At 75.0% G+C, this 20169-nt stretch carries 17 protein-coding genes; 10 read left to right on the top strand and 7 right to left on the bottom strand.

Going from position 1 to position 20169, the window contains the following annotated elements:
* Window positions 1–20 precede the first annotated feature (20 nt).
* On the bottom strand, window positions 21–2330 hold the full coding sequence (locus ACQCO7_RS42095) for a heavy metal translocating P-type ATPase (protein ID WP_464076785.1): 2310 nt from the start codon (window positions 2328–2330) through the stop codon (window positions 21–23).
* A gap of 351 nt (window positions 2331–2681) precedes the next feature.
* On the opposite strand from ACQCO7_RS42095, the gene ACQCO7_RS42100 reads away from it, so the two are divergent.
* From ACQCO7_RS42100 to hypE, 10 genes are read left to right on the top strand one after another with little or no spacing between them, the layout of a single operon-like run.
* Entirely contained in the window at window positions 2682–3170 is a 489-nt protein-coding gene (locus tag ACQCO7_RS42100) for a hydrogenase maturation protease (protein WP_464076786.1), read from the top strand.
* Window positions 3167–5449: a carbamoyltransferase HypF gene (gene hypF, locus ACQCO7_RS42105; RefSeq protein ID WP_464076787.1), complete on the top strand. Its 2283-nt coding sequence runs from the start codon at window positions 3167–3169 to the stop codon at window positions 5447–5449. Before ACQCO7_RS42100 ends, hypF begins: the two co-directional genes overlap by 4 nt.
* Before the next feature lie 6 nt (window positions 5450–5455).
* Window positions 5456–5845 carry a HypC/HybG/HupF family hydrogenase formation chaperone gene (locus ACQCO7_RS42110; RefSeq protein ID WP_464076788.1) on the top strand — a complete coding sequence of 130 codons (390 nt, stop codon included), beginning with the start codon at window positions 5456–5458 and terminating at the stop codon, window positions 5843–5845.
* The gene (locus tag ACQCO7_RS42115) at window positions 5842–6981 is read left to right on the top strand and encodes a 4Fe-4S dicluster domain-containing protein (RefSeq protein WP_464076789.1); all 1140 of its coding nucleotides are present in this window, start codon (window positions 5842–5844) and stop codon (window positions 6979–6981) included. Before ACQCO7_RS42110 ends, ACQCO7_RS42115 begins: the two co-directional genes overlap by 4 nt.
* Window positions 6978–7442: a Crp/Fnr family transcriptional regulator gene (locus tag ACQCO7_RS42120; protein WP_464076790.1), complete on the top strand. Its 465-nt coding sequence runs from the start codon at window positions 6978–6980 to the stop codon at window positions 7440–7442. The genes ACQCO7_RS42115 and ACQCO7_RS42120 overlap by 4 nt, the downstream gene beginning before the upstream one ends.
* On the top strand, window positions 7439–8245 hold the full coding sequence (locus ACQCO7_RS42125; protein ID WP_464076791.1) for an FAD/NAD(P)-binding protein: 807 nt from the start codon (window positions 7439–7441) through the stop codon (window positions 8243–8245). Before ACQCO7_RS42120 ends, ACQCO7_RS42125 begins: the two co-directional genes overlap by 4 nt.
* 1 nt (window position 8246) lies before the next feature.
* Complete coding sequence (locus ACQCO7_RS42130; protein WP_464076792.1) at window positions 8247–9011, top strand: NADH-quinone oxidoreductase subunit B family protein; 765 nt, start codon at window positions 8247–8249, stop codon at window positions 9009–9011.
* Window positions 9008–10351: a Ni/Fe hydrogenase subunit alpha gene (locus ACQCO7_RS42135; protein ID WP_464076793.1), complete on the top strand. Its 1344-nt coding sequence runs from the start codon at window positions 9008–9010 to the stop codon at window positions 10349–10351. Before ACQCO7_RS42130 ends, ACQCO7_RS42135 begins: the two co-directional genes overlap by 4 nt.
* Window positions 10348–11445, top strand: a complete 1098-nt coding sequence (gene hypD / locus ACQCO7_RS42140; RefSeq protein WP_464076794.1) for a hydrogenase formation protein HypD — start codon at window positions 10348–10350, stop codon at window positions 11443–11445. Before ACQCO7_RS42135 ends, hypD begins: the two co-directional genes overlap by 4 nt.
* Window positions 11442–12476 carry a hydrogenase expression/formation protein HypE gene (hypE, locus tag ACQCO7_RS42145; RefSeq protein ID WP_464076795.1) on the top strand — a complete coding sequence of 345 codons (1035 nt, stop codon included), beginning with the start codon at window positions 11442–11444 and terminating at the stop codon, window positions 12474–12476. Before hypD ends, hypE begins: the two co-directional genes overlap by 4 nt.
* A gap of 78 nt (window positions 12477–12554) precedes the next feature.
* Here the strand turns inward: hypE and ACQCO7_RS42150 are convergent, their stop codons facing one another.
* The 6 genes from ACQCO7_RS42150 to ACQCO7_RS42175 all read right to left on the bottom strand — a co-directional run bounded on the left by ACQCO7_RS42150 (window position 12555) and on the right by ACQCO7_RS42175 (window position 20034).
* Window positions 12555–12767: a DUF2399 domain-containing protein gene (locus tag ACQCO7_RS42150; RefSeq protein ID WP_464077431.1), complete on the bottom strand. Its 213-nt coding sequence runs from the start codon at window positions 12765–12767 to the stop codon at window positions 12555–12557.
* On the bottom strand, window positions 12674–12991 hold the full coding sequence (locus tag ACQCO7_RS42155; protein ID WP_464077432.1) for a DUF2399 domain-containing protein: 318 nt from the start codon (window positions 12989–12991) through the stop codon (window positions 12674–12676). Before ACQCO7_RS42155 ends, ACQCO7_RS42150 begins: the two co-directional genes overlap by 94 nt.
* A gap of 226 nt (window positions 12992–13217) precedes the next feature.
* Window positions 13218–16532, bottom strand: coding sequence for an SAV_2336 N-terminal domain-related protein (locus tag ACQCO7_RS42160; protein ID WP_464076796.1), 3315 nt, complete (start codon window positions 16530–16532; stop codon window positions 13218–13220).
* Window positions 16533–16534: 2 nt separating this feature from the next.
* Entirely contained in the window at window positions 16535–17491 is a 957-nt protein-coding gene (locus ACQCO7_RS42165) for an AAA family ATPase (RefSeq protein WP_464076797.1), read from the bottom strand.
* Window positions 17488–19635, bottom strand: a complete 2148-nt coding sequence (locus ACQCO7_RS42170) for a VMAP-C domain-containing protein (RefSeq protein WP_464076798.1) — start codon at window positions 19633–19635, stop codon at window positions 17488–17490. Before ACQCO7_RS42170 ends, ACQCO7_RS42165 begins: the two co-directional genes overlap by 4 nt.
* 3 nt (window positions 19636–19638) lie before the next feature.
* On the bottom strand, window positions 19639–20034 hold the full coding sequence (locus ACQCO7_RS42175; protein ID WP_464076799.1) for a CU044_2847 family protein: 396 nt from the start codon (window positions 20032–20034) through the stop codon (window positions 19639–19641).
* Window positions 20035–20169: the final 135 nt, after the last annotated feature.

Consider the following 20169-nt stretch of genomic DNA (forward strand, 5'->3'; position numbering starts at 1 on the left):
ACGGCGTGTGCCTCCTGGCCTCAGGGCGCGAGGGAGAAGTAGTTCTCCTCCTCCTGCGTGAAGTGCAGGCGCAGCACCGTGTACAGCCCGTACAGGCAGGCCCGCAGGTCGTCGAGTTGCTCCGGCAGCGGGGCGCCGCCCGGCGCGGCGAGCGCGAGGTGGGTGGCGAGGCGGCCGGTGAGACGTTCGATCTCGGCGTGGGCACGGCTCATCGTGGCGGTCGCCTCGGGCCCGCCGAGCATGGGGGAGAGCGCCGGGTAGAGCTGGTGCTCCTCGGCGTACTCGTGCGGCAACAACCGTTCGGTGAGCAGCCGGTGGGTCCGGACCAGCGCGGCGTACGACGTCGGGCCGGGGTCGTCGCACAGGAGGTCCGCGGCCGACCGGACGGCCTCCAGTACGTCCTGGAGGTCGTCGTGCTCGGCGGCGAAGCGCCGGACCAGCGCCTGGGCGGAGGGGCGCAGCGCCGGGTGCGCGGCCCGGCCGCCGCCCAGCGCGCGCAGCGCGTTGAGGATCACCACGACGTCGATCCCCTCCTGGAGGAGGGCCCCGGCGGCCGGCGGGAGCAGCCCGAGGCCGGCCGCCGCCATCGCGGCCAGCGACAGCGCCATCCCGCCGAGCGCGCTCTGCACGGCGATGCGCCGCGACCGCACGGCGACGCCGACCGTGTCGGCCAGGCGGTCCACCCGGTCCGTGGTCAGCACCACGTCGGCGGCCTCCGAGGACGCCGTGGAACCCCGCGCCCCCATCGCCACCCCGACGTCGGCGGCGGCGAGCGCGGGCGCGTCGTTGACCCCGTCGCCCACCATGACCGTGACCGCCCGTCCGCGTTCCGCGCGCACCGCGGCGACCTTGCCGGCCGGATCGAGCCCGGCCTGCACCTCGTCCAGTCCGAGCACGGCGCCGACCTCCGCGGCGGCCTCGGCCCGGTCACCGGTGAGGAGCGCGATCCGGGTGACGCCCGCCGCGCGCAGCCGGCGCACGGTGCGTGCCGCGTCCGAGCGCAGCGGGTCACGCAGCAGGACGGCGCCGACGGGTTCCCCGTCCACGGTGAGCCAGGCCACGGCGGCTCCGTCGAGGACGGCCCGGTTGGCCGCCGTGCGGGCCCAGCCCGGCAACCGTGCCGACGGGTCGAGGCGGCCGACGGCCGTGCGGCGGCCCGCGAGGGTCCCGGCGGCACCGCGTCCGGGCAGCTCCGACATGTCCTCGGGCACGGACAGCCGCAGTCCCCGCCGGTGGGCCGCGTCCACGATCGCGCGGGCCAGCACGTGCGGCGAGAACTGGTCGAGGGAGGCCGCCAGCCGCAGCACCTCGGCCGGGCTGCGGCCCGGTGCGGCGACCACGTCCAGGACCTCGGGCCGGCCCCGGGTGAGGGTGCCCGTCTTGTCCAGCAGCAGGGTCCGGGCCCGGCCGAGCGTCTCCAGCGCCCCGCCGTCGCGCACCACCACGCCCAGCCGCGAGGCCCGCGACAGCCCGGAGACGACGGCCACCGGCGCCGCCAGCAGCAGCGGACAGGGTGTCGCCACCACCAGCACCGCCACCGCGCGCACCGCGGAACCGGTCACCGCCCAGGCCAGCGCGGCGGCGCCCACCGACAGCGGCAGGAACCAGGCCGCGTACCGGTCGGCCAGCCGCACCACGGGCGCCGCCTCGGCCCCCGCCTCCCGGGCCAGCCGGACGATCCCCGCGTAGGTGCTGTCCCGCTCGGCCGCCGTGGCCCGCACCTCGAACGCGTCGCCCGCGTTGAGCACGCCGCTGCGCACGGCGTCGCCGGGCGGGCGGCGGACCGTCGCCGCCTCGCCGGTGAGCGCCGACTCGTCCAGCACCGCTGCCGCGCCGCTGACCCGGCCGTCCACGGGGACGACCTCGCCGGGACCCACCACGACCAGGTCACCGGCCACGAGGTCGGCGCACGGCACGACCCGCACCTCGGAGCCGGTGCGGCGCCGCGCGGTACGGGGCGCGCGCTCCAGCAGGGCCCGCAGGTCGCGGGAGGCCCTGCGCTGCGCCGCGGACTCCAGGGTGCGGCCGGAGGCGAGCATCACCGCGACCAGCGCCCCGGCCAGGTACTCGCCCACGGCCAGCGTGCCGGCGAGGGCCAGCACCGCGATCACGTCCACCCCCGCCCGCCCCCGGCGCAGGGCGCCCAGCACCCAGCCGACCGAGGGGACGACGGCGACGGCCGTGCCCAGCGCCCAGCACAGGCCGGCCGGGCCGTGGGCGCCGGACAGCCAGGCCGCGCCGCCGGCCGACAGCGCGGCGGTGGTCACGACGAGGAGGGTGGGTTCGGCGCCCGGGAGCCGGAGCCGCCGGGCCTGCGTGGGCTGCTGCATGGTGGACCTCGCTCGGGCGACGAGGGCGACCGGACCCGCGCGGCGCCCCGGGGAAGGGACCGGTGCCCGCCGCGCGAACGCCCTCCCGCCCCAGCCTGTTCGCGCCCCGGCCCCCGGACGAGGGCCGACCGGTGCGCTCCCGAGGGCCGTACGGCCCCGGGCCGTGGCACACCGGGGAGATCCGGCGCCCGGACACGGCGGCCCGGGACCCCGGGCGCGGACCCGGCGGGAGCAGGACCCGCCCGAGGCGGGCGGGAGGGACGGGACCGGCCCGCCCCGGGACCCTCGGCCGGCTGCCGAGGGCCGTTCGGCCCCTGGAGGGGACCCGCGCCGCAGCCCACCGTGGAGGTCATGACACAGAGTCGGCCCGTCGTCGTCATCGGCGTCGGCAACGAGTTCCGCCACGACGACGGCGTGGGCCGGGCCGTGATCGCCCGGCTGCGCGAACGGGCGAAGCAGCGGCCCCTGCCCCCGGGCACCGCGCTCACCACCTGCGACGGAGACCCCGGCCGGCTGATCGGCCTGTGGGACGGCGCCGCCCTCGCCGTCGTCGTCGACGCCGCCCACGCCCACCCCGGCACACCCGGCCGCGTGCACCGCCTCGCCCTCGACGGGGGCCGCCTGGCGCCGCCGTCGGCCACCAGCTCCCACGGACTGGGCCTCGGCGAGGCCGTCGAACTCGCCCGGATCCTGGACCGCCTGCCCGAGCACGTGATCGTGTACGCGGTGGAGGGCGCCGACGGCTCCTTCGGCACGGGCCTGTCACCCGCCGTCGCCGCCGCCGTCCCGGCGCTCGCGCGAGCCGTCGAGGACGACATTGCGACCGGGCAGCGGCCATGACCGTACGCCGCTTCCACGTCGAGGGCACCGTCCAGGGCGTCGGCTTCCGCCCCTTCGTCCACCGCACCGCCGCCGAACTCGGCCTGGACGGCTGGGTCGCGAACGTCGACGGCCACGTCGAGGGCGAGGTCGCGGGCCCACCGGCCGCCGTCCGCAGCTTCGCCGCCCGCCTGCGCGGCGACGCACCACCCCTCGCCCGGGTCCGCCGGGTACGGCTGACCGACAGCACCGCGCGCCCGGCCCCCGGCTTCGCGGTCCGCCCCAGCACCCTCGCCGGCCGAGGCCCCGGCAACCGCGAGATCCCGCCCGACGCGGCGATCTGCGCCGCCTGCCTGCGCGACCTGCGCGACCCCGCCGACCGCCGCCACCGCTACCCGTTCGTGAACTGCGCGGACTGCGGCCCGCGCGCCACGATCATCGAGGACCTGCCCTACGACCGGATCCGCACCACCATGGCCCGCTTCCCGATGTGCCCGGACTGCGCGGCCGAGTACGCGGACCCCGCCGACCGGCGCTTCCACGCCGAACCCGTCGCCTGCCCCGCCTGCGGCCCCTGCCTGGCCTGGGACGCGCTGCGCGGCGAGGCCGCCCTGGACGCGGCCGTCAAGACGGTCGCCGACGGCGGGATCGTCGCCCTCAAAGGGCTCGGCGGCTACCAGCTCGTGTGCGACGCGGGCGACCCGCGCGCCGTCGCCGAACTGCGCCGCCGCAAACACCGGCCGGCGAAACCGTTCGCCGTGATGGTGGGCGACATCCACGCCGCCGCCCGGCTGGCACGCATCAGCTCCGGGGAACGCGCCGCCCTCACCTCCCCGCAGCGCCCCGTCGTCCTGCTCGCCCGCCGCCACCTGCACGGCACGCCGCACCTGGCACCCGGCGTGCACCCCGGACTGGCCCGCATCGGCCTGTTCCTGCCCACCACGGGCCTGCACCACCTCCTCCTGGACGGACTCGGCCGCCCCCTCGTCGTCACCAGCGGCAACCTCGGGGACGACCCCATCGCCATCGACGACGCCACCGCCCGGGCCACCCTGGAGGGGATCGCGGACGGCTTCCTCACCCACGACCGCCCCATCCGCGCCCGCCACGACGACTCCGTCGTCCAGTTCGCGGGCCGCACCCGCCTCACCCTGCGCCGCGCCCGGGGCCTGGCCCCCGCCCCCCTCCCGAGCGCCGCCAGGCAACCGGTGGCGGGCCTGGGCGCCCACCTGAAACACACCGTCACCCTCGCCGCCGACGGCCGCGCCCACCTCGGCCCGCACACCGGCGACCTCTCCGGCCCGGCCACCTACGACGCGTTCCTGTCGGCCTACGACCGGCTGCGCCACCTCACCGGCATCCAACCCCGCCTCCTCGCCCACGACCCGCACCCCGGCTACCTGTCCACCCAGTGGGCGCTGCGCCAGCCCCTGCCCCGCACGGCCGTCCAGCACCACCACGCCCACGTGGCCGCCTGCGCCGCCGAGCACGAGGTGCGCGGCCCCTTCCTCGGCGTCGCCTACGACGGCCTGGGACTCGGCGACGACGGCACCCTGTGGGGCGGCGAGATCCTCGTCGCCGACCTGCGCGGCTACCGCCGCGTGGGCCGGTTCGCGACCGCCCCGCTGCCCGGCGGCGACGCCGCCGTACGCCACCCCTGCCGCACCGCGCTCGGCCATCTCCTCGGCGCCGAGGCGCTCGGTTCCCCGCTCCCGCCCGACCGGCTCACCGCCATCCTCACCGGCCGGCTCGACCCGAGGGAGAGCGCCACCGTCCGCGCCATGGTCGCCCGGGACGTCAACTGCCCGCGCGCCTCCAGCGCCGGACGCCTCTTCGACGCCGCGGCCTGCCTCCTCGGCCTCGCCGACCGGGTCACCTACGAGGGCGAGGCCGCCGCCCTGCTGGAGACGGCGGCCGGCGACACGCACGCGGCGCCGCTCGCCCACCGCGTGGTGCGCGCCGGCGGACTGTGGGTGTACGACTCCACCGCCACCCTCACCGACCTGCTGCGCCGCCGCCTGGACGGGGAGCCGGTGGACCGGTTGGCCGCCGCCTTCCACCTGACGCTGGCCGCCGCCACCGCCGACCTCGTGGCTCGTGCCGTCGCCGAGGGCGCGCCGCGCACGGTGTGCCTGGGCGGGGGCTGCTTCGCCAACCGGCTGCTGCTGACCGGCGTCCGGCGCCGCCTGCACGCCCAGGGCCTGCGGGTCCTGGTCGGCTCCGAGGTCCCGGCCGGGGACGGCGGCATCAGCTACGGCCAGGCGGCGGTCGCCGCCGCCCGGCTCACCGACAGGGAGTGAGGACCCATGTGCCTGGGCATCCCCGGACGCGTCCTGGAGATCCACGACGACGCCGGACTGCGCATGGCCACCGTCGACTTCGGCGGCGTGCGGCGCGAGGCGTGCCTGAGCTGCGTCCCCGACGCGGACATCGGCAGTTACGTCGTCGTGCACGTCGGCTTCGCGATCACCCTGGTCGACGAGGCCGAGGCGCACCGCACGCTCGACGTCCTGCGCGCCATGGCGGGCGCGGTCGAGGGCGAACTCGGCGAGGAACTGCCCCCGAGGTCCGGCGGGCCCGCCCCGCAGGGCCGGTCGGCCCCTGCCCCGGGCACGGGCGGGGCCGCAGGCTGGCGGTGCAGGAGCACGGCACCAACCCCCACGACGAAAAGCGACGAAAGGTGTGGACCGTCATGACCGTCACCGTGCCCCCGGCCGTGATCGACGAGGACGGACTGGAGGTGCTCGTCGCGACCCTGGTGGCCCAGGACCGCACCGTCGTCGGACCGACCGTGCGCGACGGCGCGATCGTGCTCGCCGAGCTGACCTCCGCCGCCGAACTCCCCTACGGCTGGGGCGTCGAACTCGACGCCGGCCGCTACCGGCTCGTCCCCCGAGCGGACCGCGCCGCCTTCGCGCACAGCGCCGGACCCCAGTCCTGGAAGTCCTGGCTGCACCCGGCGCGCGAACGCCTGTGGAGCGCCGACCGGACCTCCGGGGGCGACGTCACCTTCACCCCCGCCGACCCCGAACCCCCCGCCTACGCGTTCCTCGGCGTACGCCCCTGCGACCTGCGGGCCATCGCCATCCAGGACCGCGTCCTGACCGGCGGCCGGTACCAGGACACCGGGTACGGCCGGCGCCGGCGGCGCGCCCTGCTGATCGCCGCCGAGTGCACCGAACCCGGCGCGACCTGCTTCTGCGTCTCCACCGGCGGCGGCCCCGCCGCCGACCCCGGCTACGACCTGGCGCTCACCGAGATCGTGGACGACGCCGGGCACCGCTTCCTGGCGCGCGTCGGCAGCGAGGAGGGCGCCCGGCTGCTGGACGCCGTACCGCACCACCGGGCCGACACCGGCACCGAGGCCACTGCCCGGGGCGCCGTGGACGCCGCCCGCGACCGCATGGGCCGCGCCCTGCCCCCGGTCGACGTCCGCGCCCTGCTCGGCGAGAGCCTGGACGCCGAGCGCTGGGACGACGTCGCCGCACGCTGCCTGACCTGCGGCAACTGCACCATGGTCTGCCCCACCTGCTTCTGCGTCACCACCGAGGAGGTCACCGACCTCACCGGCGACCACACCGAACGGTGGCAGCACTGGGACTCCTGCTTCGACGTGGACTTCTCCCTCCTGCACGAAGGTCCGGTCCGCGCCTCGGGCCGGTCCCGCTACCGGCAGTGGCTCACCCACAAACTGTCCACCTGGCACGACCAGTTCGACAGCTCCGGCTGTGTCGGCTGCGGCCGGTGCATCGCCTGGTGCCCGGTCGGCATCGACCTCACCGAAGAGGTCGCCGCCCTGGACGCCGAGCACGGGACGGAGACTCCCCGATGACCGTCGCGAGCAGGCTGCGCATGGCGAAGGCGCTGGGCGACGAGCACCGGGAGCGGCTCCTCAGGGCCGCCCGCGAAACAGACCTGCGCCCGGGGACCAGGCTCTTCGACGAGGGCGAGTACGCGGACCGCTTCTGGGTCCTGCGGGAGGGCACCGTCGCCCTGGACGTGCACATCCCCGGCCGCCGCGCGGCCGTCGTCGAGACCCTTGGCGCCGGGGACCTGACCGGCTGCTCCTGGCTCTTCGAGCCCTACGTGTGGCAGCTCGGCGCCACCGCCACCACCCCGGTGCGCGCGTACGCCTTCGACGCCGTCGCCGTGCGCCGGATGTGCGACGAGGACGCCGGCTTCGGGCGGGCGGTCGGCCAGTGGGTCGGCCAGGTGCTGGCCGGGCGTCTCGCCGCCGCCCGCACCCGCCTCGTCGACCTGTACGGCACCACCGGCACGGGAGGCGCCCCATGAGCGCACTGCCCGTACCGCACGTGGTGACCGACCGGCGTGTCGAGACCGCGGACACGGTCACCCTGCGGATCGAGCCCGTCGGCGGGGAACTCGCCGGGTTCACGCCGGGCCAGTTCGCGATGGTGCACTGCTTCGGCCGCGGTGAGATCCCCCTGTCGGTCAGCTCCGTCCAGTCCACCGGCGGCCTGGCGCACACCGTGCGCGCCGTCGGCGCGGTCTCCGCCGGGCTGTGCGCGACCCGCGTCGGCGGTGTCCTCGGCGTGCACGGCCCCTACGGCACCGGCTGGGAGCTGGAACGGGCGCGCGGCCGGGACGTCCTCGTGGTGGCCGGCGGCATCGGACTCGCCCCGCTGCGCCCCCTGGTCCTCGAAGCGCTCGCCGAACCCGGCCGCTACGGCCGGATCAGCGTGCTCGCCGGGGCCCGCACCCCCGCCGACCTCATCGTCCGCGACGACCTGGAGAAATGGCGCACGGCGTACACCGGGGTGACCGTCGACCGCCCCGACCCGGACTGGGACGGCGACGTCGGCGTCGTCACCCGCCTCCTCGACCGTGCCCCCTTCGACCCCGCCCGCACCTGGGCGTTCGTCTGCGGACCCGAGCCGATGATCCGCGCCACCGCCCGCGACCTCGTCCACCTCGGCGTGCCCCCCGAGCGCGTCCGCGTCTCCCTGGAACGGAACATGCGCTGCGCGACCGGCCACTGCGGCCACTGCCAGCTCGGCCCCCTCCTGGTGTGCCGGGACGGCCCCGTCGTCGGCTGGGACCGCGCCGAACCCCTGCTGTCGGTGAGGGAGCTGTGAGATGAGCACACCGGACACCCCGACGCTCGCCGTCTTCAAACTGGCCTCCTGCGACGGCTGCCAGCTCACCCTGCTGGACTGCGAGGACGAACTCCTCGGCCTCGCCGGCGAGGTGCGGATCGCGCACTTCCTGGAGGCCACCAGCGCGGTCGAGCCGGGACCCTACGACCTGACCCTCGTGGAGGGCTCCGTCACCACCCCCGAGGACGCCGAACGCGTCCACGCCATCCGCGCCGCCTCCCGCCGGCTCGTCACGATCGGCGCGTGCGCGACCGCCGGAGGCATCCAGGCCCTCAGGAACTTCGCCGACGTCGACGCCTACCGGCGCGTGGTCTACGCCCACCCCGAATACATCTCCACCCTGGCCACCTCCACCCCCGTCTCGGCCCACGTGGACGTCGACTTCGAACTGCGCGGCTGCCCCGTCGACCGGCGCCAGCTCCTCGAAGTGATCACCGCGTACCTCGCCGGCCGCAAGCCCGACATCCCCGAACACAGCGTCTGCTTCGAGTGCAAGCGGCGCGGCACGGTCTGCGTCACCGTCGCCGACGGCACCCCCTGCCTCGGCCCCGTCACCCACGCCGGCTGCGGCGCCCTGTGCCCCGCCTACCGGCGCGGCTGCTTCGGCTGCTTCGGGCCGTCCGGGTCGGTGAACCTGCCCGCGCTCATCCCGCTGCTGCGCCGCGACGGCCTCGACGAGGACGCCGTCGGACGCTTCCTGCACACCTTCAACGCCACCGCCTTCGACAAGGAGCTGAACTCGTGACCCACCGAGGTTCCCGCGTCCTGCACGTCGGCTCCCTCTCCCGCGTCGAGGGCGAGGGCGCGCTGAGCCTGCGCGTCCACGACGGCACGGTCACCGAGGCACGCCTGGAGATCTACGAACCGCCCCGCTACTTCGAGGCGTTCCTGCGCGGCCGGTCGTACACCGAGCCGCCCGACATCACCGCCCGGGTCTGCGGGATCTGCCCGGTGGCCTACCAGATGAGCGCGTGCGCGGCGATCGAGGACGCCTGCGGGGTGCGCGTCGACCCGGCGATCGGCACCCTGCGCAGACTTCTGTACTGCGGCGAGTGGATCGAGAGCCAGACCCTGCACATCTACCTGCTGCACGCCCCGGACTTCCTCGGCCGCGCCGGCGCCATCGAACTGGCCCGCACCCACCGCGCCGAGGTGGAGCGCGGCCTCAGGCTGAAGAAGGCGGGCAACTCCCTGCTGGAACTGCTCGGCGGACGCGCGATCCACCCGGTGAACGTCCGCCTCGGCGGGTTCCACCGGACACCGGCCCCCGGCGAACTGCGCTCCCTGGAACCGGAACTGAGGCGCGCCCTCGACGACGCCTGGGAGACCGTGCGCTGGGTGGCCGGCTTCGACTTCCCCGACGCCCGCACCGACGCCGACCTCCTCGCCCTGGCCGCCCCGGACACGTACGCGATCGAGAGCGGCACCCCGACCGTCCTGCGCGCCGACAAAACCACCGGCTCCTTCCCGCTGCGGGACTTCACCCAGCGCGTCCGCGAGACGCACGTGGCGCACTCGACCGCCCTGCACTCCCGGCTCGACGGCCGCACCCACCTCACCGGTTCCCTCGCCCGCTTCGCGGTCAACGGCCGCCGCCTGTCCCCCCTGGCCCGGCAGGCCGCCGTCGAGGCCGGACTCGGGGACCCCCGCGAGGGCGGCGTGTGCCGCAACCCGTACCGCTCGATCCTGGTCCGGGCCGTGGAGGTCGTGTACGCGCTGGAGGAGGCCCTCAGGATCATCGCCGCGTACGAGCCCCCCGCCCGCCCGTACACGGAGGTCCCGCCCGTCGCCGGCGTCGGACACGGAGCCACCGAGGCCCCGCGCGGCCTCCTCTACCACCGCTACGAACTCGACGCCCGAGGCATCGTCACCGACGCCGTCATGGTTCCGCCGACCGCGCAGAACCAGGGCGCGATCGAGGCCGACCTGCGCCGGCTCGCCCAGCGGGCCGTGAGCGGACAGGACCTCGGCGACGCGGAGCTGACGGACCTGTGCGAGCGGGCGATCCGCAACCACGACCCGTGCATCTCCTGCTCCACCCACTTCCTCGACCTGAGGATCGTGCGCACCTCGGGGGACCGGTGAAGTACCTCGACGAGTACCGCGACCCCGTCCTCGCCCGCCGCCTGCTGGACGCGCTGCGGGCCACCGCCACCCGCCCCTGGCGGATCATGGAGGTGTGCGGCGGCCAGACCCACACCCTGGTCCGCCAGGGCATCGACGAACTCCTGCCCGCCGGCATGCGCATGATCCACGGCCCCGGCTGCCCGGTCTGCGTCACCCCGCTGGAGACCCTCGACCGGGCCATGGCGATCGCCGCCCGCCCCGGCGTCACCTTCACCAGCTTCGGCGACATGCTGCGCGTCCCCGGCACCACCACCGACCTGCTGTCCCTGCGGGCCCGCGGCGCCGACGTCCGCGTCGTGTACGCCCCCATGGACGCCGTACGCCTCGCCGCCCGCCACCCAGGCCGTGAGGTGGTCTTCCTCGCCGTCGGCTTCGAGACGACGGCGCCCGCCGCCGCGACCGCCGTCCTGCACGCGGCGCGCCTGGGTCTCACCAACTTCACGATGCTGGTCAGCCACGTCCTCGTCCCCCCAGCGATGACCACCCTGCTCGACGACCCCGACTGCGAGGTCCAGGCGTTCCTCGCCGCCGGGCACGTGTGCGCGGTCACCGGCTGGCGCGCCTACGAACCCATCGCCGAGCGCTACCGGGTGCCGATCGTCGTCACCGGCTTCGAACCGCTGGACCTTCTGGAAGGTGTCCTGATGGCCGTGGAGCAGCTGGAGTCCGGCCGGTACGAGGTGGCCAACCAGTACGCGCGCGCCGTGCGCCGCACCGGCAACACCGCCGCCCAGGACGCCGTCCGCACCGTCTTCCAGGTCACCGGCCGAGCCTGGCGCGGCCTGGGCGCACTGCCCGACAGCGGACTCGAACTCGCCGCCCCGTACGCCCGGTTCGACGCGGTCAGCCGCTTCGACGTCGGTGACCTGCACCCCGTCGAGGACCCGGCCTGCATCGCGGGCGCCATCCTCACCGGCGCCCGCATCCCCACGGACTGCCCCGCGTACGGCACCCGCTGCACCCCCCGCCACCCGCTCGGCGCGCCCATGGTGTCGTCCGAGGGGACCTGCGCCGCCTACCACGCGGCCGGACGCGCAAGGAGCGCCCCATGACCATCGAGTGCCCGGCACCCCTGCGCGAGGACGAGGTCGTGCTCCTCGGCCACGGCGCCGGCGGACGCCTCACCGCCGAACTCCTCGACGAGGTGATCCTCCCCGCGACCGGCGGCGGCCACGGCCCCCTGGAGGACGCCGCCCTGCTGCCCGGCCATCAGGACCTGGTGATCAGCACGGACAGCCACGTCGTCAGCCCGCTGTTCTTCCCCGGCGGGGACATCGGCTCCCTCGCCGTCCACGGCACCGTCAACGACCTCGCCATGCGTGGCGCGCGGCCTCTCGCGCTGGCCGTCTCCCTCATCGTCGAGGAAGGGCTGCCACTGGCCGATCTGCGGGCCGTCATGCAGTCGCTGGGCAAGGCGGCCCGCGAGGCCGGGGTCCCCGTCGTCACCGGGGACACCAAGGTCGTCGGCCGGGGCGCCGCCGACAAGCTGTTCGTCACCACCACCGGCGTCGGACAGCGCCACCGGGCACTGTGCCCCTCCGCCGCCCTCGCCCGCCCCGGTGACGCGGTCCTGCTCTCCGGGCCGATCGGACTGCACGGCACGACCGTCCTCAGCACCCGGGAGGGGCTCGGCTTCGAGAGCGACATCGCCTCCGACACCCGGCCGCTGCACCGGCTGGTGGCGGCCCTGGCCCCGCTGGGCCCCGCGATCCACACCCTGCGCGACCCGACGAGGGGCGGGCTCGCCGCCGCCCTCAACGAGATCGCCCGGGACTCCTCGGTGGCCGTCGAGATCGACGAGCACACCGTCCCCGTCCCCGAGGCGGTCGCCTCCGCCTGCGACCTCCTCGGCCTCGACCCTCTCGTTGTCGCCAACGAGGGCTGCCTGGTCGCCTTCGTCGCCCCCGAAGCGGCCGAGGCGACCCTCACCGCCCTGCGCTCCCTGCCGGAGGGCGCCGGGGCCGTCCCCATCGGCGAGGTCCTGCCGTCCGGCCCCGCCGGCCGGGTCACCCTGCGGACCCTGGTCGGCGCCCGCCGCATCGTCGAGATGCCGCTCGGGGAGCAACTGCCTCGGATCTGCTGACGGGGGTCTGCCGGAGGGGGCTTCGGCGCAGGCACGTCAGGAGTGCGGCGGATGCGCTCCGCGCCCCGGCCCGCTGCTTCAGGGCGCGAGGTCGGTCAGCGGGACGTCCAGGACGGTCTCCTCCTCGACGCGCCCGCCGAGTTCGGCGAGGGCCGGGGCCAGGTCAGGATCCCAGGGGGCGGTCGTGGGGGTGCCGGTCAGGGGTGGGGCCAGGGGAGCGGCGGCGGTGCAGCGCCAGGGGACCAGGAGACGCGGCTCGGTAGCGCGCCGGCGATGCGCAGGCCGCCCCAGCCGAAGTCGCCGTGGTGGCGCAGCCGGGATCCTCGGGTGTGGAGGTGGCGCAGCAGGGCGGGGGCGGCGGCCCAGGGCTGGCCCTGGAGGCAGATCAGGGGCGGGCATGCCGGGCCGTAGGCGTCGGCGGCGGTGGCGGTGGCGAGGACGGCAGGGTTCTCGTAGACGTGGACGACTGCGGGCGCAGTCCTCAGCGGGGTGCGGGTGAGCTGACGCAGGGTCAGGACGGCCGGTTCGCCCGGTCAGGTGCCTGGTACCGGCCTTGGCGGCGTCGGTGAGGCTGGGAGCGAAAGGGGTGCTGCGCGCGCGGAGGATGACCCCTGTGGGCGTCTCTTCTTGTCGAGGCCGATGGTGAGACCGGCCGAAGCCACGGTCTGTCGCGCGCGCTGAAGGTCCCGTTCCGCGTTCGGCACGCGAGCCGAAGCGACGACGCGGGGAGTCCGGAGCGGATCAGGGGGACGCGACGACCAGTTCCGCGAGGTCCAGGAAGGCGCGCGTCGTCGACGCCCGCAGCCGGTCCGGCGCCCAGTGGGTCGAGCGCAGCGCGTTGTCGAAGGGAATCCGGACCGTCCGGGCGGGACCGATGCCCAGCTCCTGGACGAAGCTCGTGTACAACCGGGTGCGCGCAGCGCTGTCGAGAAGCGTGGTCACCAGAACGGCCTCGTCGACCAAATGCTGGTGTCCGCTGTCGCGCAGCGCGTCGAGCGTGCGGAATGCCCCGTCGAGGGACAGGCCGTGGGAGCCGCAGCACAGGATCAGCCGGTCCGTGTGATTCAGGACGGCGTCGGCCGACCAGCCCAGGAGGCGGGGTGACCAGTCGGTGAGCACGAAGGAGTAGTACGGCGCCGTGTGTTCCAGCACGCGCGTGTACTCCTGTGCGTGCAACGGGTTGGGGGTGTAGCGGCCCGGACGATGGGCGGCGATCTGGAGGCCGGACGCGAGCCGTGTGGTGAGGGCGCGGATGTCCGCGTACGCCGGACCGGTCCGCAGGGCGGCGAGATCCCGCAGGGTGGCCGGGTTGCGGTCGGTGAGGAATCTGTCGAGCGCCCCCTCCGAGGGAGCGCCGTCGAGGGCCAGGACCGGCTCGCCCCGCACGGTGGCGAGGACGGAGCCCAGCATCACCGCCGTCGTGGCCCGCCCGCTGTGCGGGCCCGCGCCGATCAGAGTCAGCCGCCTGCTGTACGGCAGCAGAACCCGCAGTCTCCCCATACGGGCCTCCGCCTCCCGGCGTCCCGGGCCGAGACGCGGCAACCGCAGCGGGAGATCACCGGGGGTCTCCTGAGGCAGGGCGAGCGGAACCCGGGCGAGGGCGTCGCCGCGGCCGACGGTGTGGGCCTGAGCGTCGCCGGGACGGTGCAGGGCGACGTACCGGGCCAGCGCGTCGGCGATCTCGCTCGCGGTCGGCCGCAGCCCGGGATCCGTCTCCTGGCAGCGCAGCACCAGCTTCCTGAGCGGCTCCCAGGTGTCGCCCTGCCACAGGTGCATCCCCTCGGGCAGCCCCGGCACCCGCAGCCCCGCCTTGGTACTGATGAGCTGGAGCAGCCCGCCCAGCGAGCGCACGTTGTCCGCGGCCGTGGGGACGGGGCCCGCGCCCAGATGCTGCCCGTCGACGACGCAGTCCGAGAGGCCACCCAGCACGACGGTCCGGCGCAGCACGTAAACGGTGTCGGCGCCGAGGTCCGCGAGGACCAGACCCGAGGCGTGGCACTGGGCGAGGGCGCTGGCCAGGTGGTACCCGACCAGGAGACCACGGAGCGTGTCGAAGGGGGCGGCTCTGCGGCGGAACGCCTCGTCGACGAACTCACCGAGGTGGACGGGGCGTGCCCGGGGCGACTCGCTGTCCACGACCGCTGTCATCGCGAGCCACGGCGGGGAGTCCTCGAACCCGGTCCCGAGCAGCGCCGGAGCGTACGGTCCCCGGAGCCGGGTCAGCGCCTGCGCCTCGACCTCCAGCAACCGCGCGTTCGAGGCGGGCCGGTCCGGCCGCGGGACCCGCAGCACGGCCTCCGCGCCACCGTCGGCGACCGCCCGGTAGAGCAGCGTGCGCCTCCCCGGACGCCGGCCGCGCAGCGCGTACGGGCCCAGCCGGACGGGATCCTGGCCGGTGAGCGGTCCCCAGTCGTCGGCAGCTTCGGGGGCCGCCTGCTCCGGGTCCGGGCCCGGCAGCGGTGAGCCGCGCTCGAAGGACACCCCGAACCGGCTGAGCAGCCGCCGCTCGACGCTGGTGAACGGCTGGTGTGCGGCGGGCAACTGGGCGGAGCCCTCGGGGTGGGCCAGCCAGGAGGGGAAGTCGGGGGATCTGCCGGCCAGTTCCTCCAGCCGACGGCCGATCAGGCGGCCGGTGCGCAGGAGCTCGGCCTGCGGAACCGCGTGCAGCAGGACCGCCTTGGTGTCCTCGGAGAAGTCGAACACCCGGTGTTTCGCGGGCAACGGCCCCGGCACGGGCGCGGGATGCGGCCGGATCAGGCCGCCGAGGAATACTTCCGCCAGGTGCGAGGGCCGTGCCGCCGGCACCTCGCGCTGCACCAGCCGCATCACCGGCACCGACAGCGGGGACACCGCCGCGAGATGGGCCGCCAGGCGGTACGCCTCCGGAGTGGCCGCGTCCCGGAAATGCTGGGCGCTGCCGGCCTCGCGCGGCGCGGCGACGGCCCCGTACGGGTCGGGACGGTCGAGCAGCGGCAACTCCGCGGTGGCGCCGGGTGAGGCGAGCAGCCGTGCCCAGCGGTGCAGGGACGTGACGGTCGGCTCCAGGACGGCTACCGGTATCCCCTCGAAGACGGCCAGCTCAGGAGGCAGCACCGGATCGGTGATCCCCCAGAACATGCCGGGGCTGCCGATCCGCCGGGTGGTGACCTGCCAGTGCTCGGCGGCGATACCGGACGCCTCCCACAGCTCGGGCGGCAGGGTGTGCAGGACCGCGACCGGCCCGTGCGCCGCCCGCCCGGCCAGCAGACTGTGCAGGGTGCCGGTGCGCCATGCGGCTCCCATGCCGTCGCTGACGACCAGGACGAGAGTCCGGCCCGACGGGTCGTTGATCGCGGAGAGCGGCACTCCGGGACTGTCGGGCTTGAACGCGCCCGCGTGCAGGCACGGCTCGCGGCCCCGCGTGTCGAGGCCGAACACCCGGATGGTGGCGAAGGCGCCCAGCCGCTCCAGCAGGACCCGCAGTTCGGCACCGAGCCGGTGCCACAGCAGCATGGACAGGCCGTCGTCCACGAGCAGAGCGAGGTGCAGCCGGCGTTCTCGCACCGGGCGCTGCACCACCTCCGGCAAGCCGGTCTCGGCGAATCGGGCGGCGGTGCGCTTCTCGTCGATCTCCACACGATGGCGGCTGCTGCTGCGAAGCCGCAGCGGTCTCAGCGCGCGGCCCACGGCGAGTTCGTCGCCGAGTGCCTTGTCCTCGGGGACACGGACCGGCATCGCCTTGCGGGATATGGGCCGCGACCCGAGCGACGGGACCGCTGGTGCCTGGCGAGCGGCTCCGTACAGGGCCGAGGGGATGAGGTCGGGCAGGTCCGGATCGTCGGGGTCGGGCTGCCGGGGCTCGACGGCGGTCCGGTCCGGCTCGGGAGCGGGCGGGGGAGCGGGCTGCGCGAGCGGCGAGGCCGGTCGTGGAGACAGGGGGGAGTCCGCGCCGGCGGGCAGTCGGCGGGCCAGCCACAGGACGTCGAGGATCTGGTCGGCGTCGAGTTCCTGCATGCCGTGCCCGCACGCCTGGAGAATCCGTAGGGCCTCTCCCAGCGGCCCCTCCCCAGTCGCCATCGTCACAGAGCCCCGGTCAGCTGGTGCAGCACGGCGTCGAGCAGCCCTTCCGCGTCCAGGTCGACACCGCCCGTGCGCAGGAAGACGGCGTTGAGCAGTTGGTCGGTGGCGAGCTCACCAGGCGCACGGCGGCCCAGGAACGCCTCGATCAGGTCGTCCGCCTCGCGCATGGCCTCCTCACCCAGATGTGCCGCGACGATGGCCCGCAACCGGTCCGCGTCCGGCACCGGCAGGTCGAGCCGGACACACCGGCGCAGGAACGCGGGCGGGAAGTCCCGCTCACCGTTGCTGGTGATGACGACGACGGGGAACTCCGTGCACCGGACGCGCCCCCGGTGCACCCGGACCGTGCCGCCGTGGTCGTGGGTCTGCACCTCGACGTCGGCCATGTCCTCCGGGAGCCTGGAGAGTTCCCCGATCTCGAAGACGCCCTCCTCGAAGACGGTGAGCAGGTCGTTGGGCAGGTCGACGTCCCCTTTGTCCATCTCGTCGATGAGCAGACAGCGCGGCGCGGCCGTCGGCACGAGCGCGGTGCCGAGCGGGCCGAGGCGGACGAACGTGCCGATGGACGGCTCGCGTTCGCCGCGGTCCCGACTGAGCGCCGCCTCGTGCAGACGGCCGATCGCGTCGTAGTCGTAGAGGGCCTCCTCCACGGTGGAGCGGCTGTTGACCGGCCAGTGCAGCAGCTCGCCCAGACCCAGCTCGTGCGTGATCGCGTGGGCCAGGGACGACTTGCCGGTCCCGGCCGGTCCGGTGACCAGCAGCGGGCGGCGCAGATGGAGCGCGGCACTGACGACGTCGGCGTGCCGGGGCTCGATGAGGTACGGCCGTGTCGGGCCCAGCCCCGGGACCGGCGAGAAGCGGCGCCACGGCGGGGCGGACGGGAGGGCGACGGACCTCGGAACGTTGTCGCCCCGGAAGAGGCGCCAGTCAGCCTCGGAACCGGACGCGGATGTCATGCGCTCTCCTGTGGCTCGCTCAGCTGTAATCGGGGCACGGCGCGGTCTGCGTCGGCCCAGGCGAGGACCGGACGGCCGGGGAACCCGGGCCGTCCGGCCAGAACGTTCGCGCGGTAGCCGCGCACTTCGTCCGGCAGCTCCCGCGTGGCGACCTCGGCCATGCACTTGACGACATGCGACCTCCCGTTCGAGCCGCGGTCCCACACCACCACAGGGATACCCAGGACGAGGCAGGTCTGCACGATCCTGCGTCGGGACGGACCGGGCGGTACATCCACGAAGACGCAGACCGTGTCGAGCCGGTTGACCAGTTCCGGGTAGACCGTGTCAGGACTGACGGACTCGTCGACCGTGAACGGTCCACCCGAGTCGAGCCGGCTCCATCTGGCACGCCAGTGGGACAGGAAACGCCCGTGCCGGCGCAGCAGTTCGGGACAGTGCACGACCACCGGGAACTCCACCCCGAGCACCCCGGGCACGAGTTCTCCCGGCATCCGCGCCGCCCACTCGTCGACGGGCAGGTCGAGGCTGTCCCGGTCCACGAGCACCTCGACCATCGGCGGCGGGGCGCCCTCGGCGGCGGGCGAGAGGGAGGTGACGACCCGCAACACCTCCCGGGCCGCCTCCGACGGCGTGTACGACACGACGCTCTCGTTCGACACCCGCCGCGGCCCGGACCCCTCGTCGCACCAGATCCCCAGCCGATGCCGGCCCGGCCGGGCCCGGGTGACCTCCACCAGCACCCGCACGCGCACGGAACGCTCCCGCGCCGAGCGGGCCCACACCAAGGCGTCCTCCCGCCGCTCGGCCAGGGCGCCCCGCGCGACGCCGAGCCGCGCGGCCACCCCCTTCGTCCACAGCCGCAGTTCCGCCCGGAGAGGCTCCGCGCACAGCTCGGCGACGTACTCCATGGCGCGCAGCAGCGCCGGAACCCTTCGTTCCCCGTCGGTGAGGCGGCCGTCCCCGGGCAGCGCCTCCAACTGTCCGACCAGACTGTCGAGATCCTTGCCGTCGGGGTAGACGGCAAGGTGAGGGAGAGCGGCGCGCACCGCCTCGGCCAGTCGCCCGCGGTCCGCGCGGTCCATGAGCAACAGATGCCCGCGGAGTCCGGCGTACTCCTGTGGGGTCAGCAGCAGGGCGGCCGGCACGAGACCGGCCGCTGCCAGGACACGGTCGGCGCCGCTGCCGGCTTCACCCCGCAGAAGAGCGGTGAGGGCGGGCAGGGCGCGTGGATGTGTGAAGAGGAACGCGGCGAACTCCTCGGGCGTCGGCGGGGTGACGTCGCTCGCGTACCGGACACCGCAGGACCGGGCCAGCCGCCGGCCGTACTCGACGCGTCCGTTGCCCGGGGGCAGCAACTCCGCCAGGAGATCCGCCAGCACCCCGAGGGCGGGCTCGTCGGGGTCGAACACATCGGGCGCCGCGACGTCCAGCACACCCAGCGGGCGCAGTTCGTCCTCGATGCGCTGCCAGGGGATGACCAGGCTGCGCCGGATCGTGTCCTGAGGGCTGTACGACCCGGACGACCCGGAGACCGGGTCCCGGCCCGGCATGATGTGAGCGGCGATCAGGCCGACCATGGCGTGGTGGTCCACGGACCACAAGGGGCTGCCGCTGTAACCGGGACTGACGGCCTTCCCGGTGGGTGCCCCGTCGACGTAGCCCACGGGGCCCGCGATCAGGGTGACGGTGACCTCGGCGAACGTCTCCCGGCGGGCGCTGCCGTGCCAGGCCACCGCCCGCTGGTGGAGCGTCATCGCGGTCCTGCGCGGTGGCGCGGGCAGGTCGTGCGACGTCCCTTCGAGCCGCAGCACCGCCAGGTCACCGAGCCAGGTGTGGGCGCCCGTGCGGACCCTCTCGCCGTTCGCGGAACGCGGCGGGATCCAGTGTTCGACATGCGCGTAGTACCGGCGGGAGCCGAGAGTGCCGTGCAGTTCCACCGGGATCGTCCTGAGGTCCGGATCGCGGGGGTCGGACCAAGGGCGGCCCAGCGCGTCGTTGACGACGTGGGCACAGGTCAGGACCGCGTCGGCGCCGACGACGACGCCCGCACCCGCGATCCGGTCGGTGTCCGTGCGACGCACCGAGACCACATGGTGAACCGGATCCTCGTCCGAGGCCGTCTCGTCCAGGAACCAGCTCACCGCTCACTCCGCCGCAGTCGGGTCCGAGTCGGCCGGGACCGTTGTCCAGGTGGCGGTGACCGTGAGATGAGCCTGCCCGCTTCCGTTGACGATCCCGAGCCTCAGGTCCTGCCCGACCTGCACTCCGAAAGTCACACTCAGCTCGCTGGGCGGCTCGGGCACAGCCCGCACGGCGTCGTGCACCTCTTGCAGAAGCGGCCCCAGCGGGCGCAGCGCCAGACGCAGAGCACCTGCCGTGAACTCGGCGGCGGCCCGCCTCCCGGAGGCCACCGGGACGACGGTCCCCATGCCCTCGGGAAGGTCGTCGTCCTGCTCGGACGCGTATCCGTCCGGAGTCTCGGTCAGCAGGAACCTCACGGGCGTTCCGTCGACGAACTCCCCATCCAAAACCGTGGACATGACCACATTATGACCCAACTCGCCCAGCCTGGCAGCCCGTTCGCCAGGACGACCCCGACCTGCCGCAGAGCGGAAGGTCTTGCGCGCATGGCTGTGCCGGTGCCCCGCGGATCAAGGTCTCGGACGGGGATGTCA

It is taken from the genome of Streptomyces saintjeani (genome assembly GCF_055409605.1).

Coding starts and splice junctions, on each gene's coding strand:
- hypE (WP_464076795.1), top strand. CDS start 11,442: ATGACCATCGAGTGCCCGGCACCCCTGCGCGAGGACGAGGTCGTGCTC.
- ACQCO7_RS42095 (WP_464076785.1), bottom strand. CDS start 2,330: ATGCAGCAGCCCACGCAGGCCCGGCGGCTCCGGCTCCCGGGCGCCGAA.
- ACQCO7_RS42160 (WP_464076796.1), bottom strand. CDS start 16,532: ATGGCGACTGGGGAGGGGCCGCTGGGAGAGGCCCTACGGATTCTCCAG.
- ACQCO7_RS42130 (WP_464076792.1), top strand. CDS start 8,247: ATGAGCACACCGGACACCCCGACGCTCGCCGTCTTCAAACTGGCCTCC.
- ACQCO7_RS42165 (WP_464076797.1), bottom strand. CDS start 17,491: ATGACATCCGCGTCCGGTTCCGAGGCTGACTGGCGCCTCTTCCGGGGC.
- hypF (WP_464076787.1), top strand. CDS start 3,167: ATGACCGTACGCCGCTTCCACGTCGAGGGCACCGTCCAGGGCGTCGGC.
- ACQCO7_RS42100 (WP_464076786.1), top strand. CDS start 2,682: ATGACACAGAGTCGGCCCGTCGTCGTCATCGGCGTCGGCAACGAGTTC.
- ACQCO7_RS42175 (WP_464076799.1), bottom strand. CDS start 20,034: ATGTCCACGGTTTTGGATGGGGAGTTCGTCGACGGAACGCCCGTGAGG.
- ACQCO7_RS42125 (WP_464076791.1), top strand. CDS start 7,439: ATGAGCGCACTGCCCGTACCGCACGTGGTGACCGACCGGCGTGTCGAG.
- ACQCO7_RS42110 (WP_464076788.1), top strand. CDS start 5,456: ATGTGCCTGGGCATCCCCGGACGCGTCCTGGAGATCCACGACGACGCC.
- ACQCO7_RS42120 (WP_464076790.1), top strand. CDS start 6,978: ATGACCGTCGCGAGCAGGCTGCGCATGGCGAAGGCGCTGGGCGACGAG.
- ACQCO7_RS42115 (WP_464076789.1), top strand. CDS start 5,842: ATGACCGTCACCGTGCCCCCGGCCGTGATCGACGAGGACGGACTGGAG.